Annotated in this window: 3 protein-coding genes; all 3 read left to right on the top strand. The window is 76.4% G+C overall.

The window, feature by feature from the left end:
* Positions 1-274 (top strand): GvpL/GvpF family gas vesicle protein (locus tag ACFV5N_RS25970; protein WP_385604422.1); only part of this gene is annotated, 274 nt, incomplete at its 5' end.
* Positions 264-491 (top strand): gas vesicle protein, encoded by a 228-nt coding sequence (locus ACFV5N_RS25965; protein WP_385604419.1) that lies wholly within the window; start codon positions 264-266, stop codon positions 489-491. The genes ACFV5N_RS25970 and ACFV5N_RS25965, both read left to right, overlap by 11 nt.
* Entirely contained in the window at positions 488-769 is a 282-nt protein-coding gene (locus tag ACFV5N_RS25960) for a gas vesicle protein K (protein ID WP_385604434.1), read from the top strand. The genes ACFV5N_RS25965 and ACFV5N_RS25960 overlap by 4 nt, the downstream gene beginning before the upstream one ends.
* Positions 770-1138: the final 369 nt, after the last annotated feature.

The raw sequence follows: 1138 nt of genomic DNA, 5'->3' as shown, positions 1-1138 counted from the left end.
CGTGTACACGACGCTCGCCCGGCAGGCCGCCGCCGCCCGCCGGCTGCGCCCCCAGGACCCGGCGCTGACCGGCGGCACCCAGCGGCAGGTGCTCAACGCGGCCCTGCTGCTCGACCAGGACCGGCAGGCGGAGTTCCGCGACACCGTCGCCGCCCTGGCCAGGGAACCCGCCGTCGCCGCCCACGCCCGGATCGAGGTCACCGGACCCTGGGTGCCGTACTCCTTCGCCCGCCTGGACGACGCCGAGCAGGAGAGGCCCGCCGATGCTCCATGAGCCCGTTGCCTGGCAGCCCGAGGAGGGCCCCTACGGCCCCATCGGGGTGCCGCTCGTCGATCTGCTCGACCGGGTGATGGCCACCGGTGTGGTCATCAGCGGCGACCTGGTCATCGCGATCGCCGAGGTCCCTCTGGTACGGCTGTCCCTGCACGCCCTGCTCTCCTCCGTCAGCGACAGGATGCCCGCCCCCTGGGCGGACAGCGGCCCGTGGTGAGCCCCGGCCGGCGGGTGGACCTGGACGAGGACTCGGTCGGCCGCGACCTGGTCGCCCTGGTGCTCACCGTCGTGGAACTCCTGCGCCAGCTGATGGAACGCCAGGCACTGCGCCGGGTGGACTCGGGCGAGCTGACCGAGGCCCAGGTCGAGAAGGTGGGCACCACCTTGATGCTGCTCGAACAGCGCATGACGGAACTGCGCACCACTTTCGGACTGCGCCCGGAGGACCTGAACCTCGACCTGGGGCCGCTGGGCTCCCTGCTGCCGCGCGACTGACTGCGCCCGGCTGCCGCCCCGCCCGGCTGCCGGGCGGGCCGATCGGGTGGCACCCGCCCCCGCGCAGCCTGTCACCGGCCGCGCGATGCCCCGCGGCGCCATGCTCGTTGGTGCCCGGGGGACCCGACGGACAGGAGAGCGCACATGGCACGCGGCGACCGGACGCCCGTACCCCGCAGACGCCGCACCGGGGACGGGACGGGCCGGGACCTGACCCGCCGCCCCCGGACGCCCGGCCGGGACCGCCGCGACCCCGCCGGTGCCCGGTGAGCCCCGCACCGCCCCCCGGCGGGGGCCTCCACCGGGCCGGGCCGGCCGACCGGGCGCGCTTCCTGCTGCGGGTCCTGCTGCCCGGCGCCACTGAGGGAC

The organism is Streptomyces sp. NPDC059853 (assembly GCF_042731495.1).
GTDB lineage: Bacteria > Actinomycetota > Actinomycetes > Streptomycetales > Streptomycetaceae > Streptomyces.
Note: the sequence above shows the minus strand (reverse complement) of the source record. Positions and strands in the feature narration are given on the sequence as shown.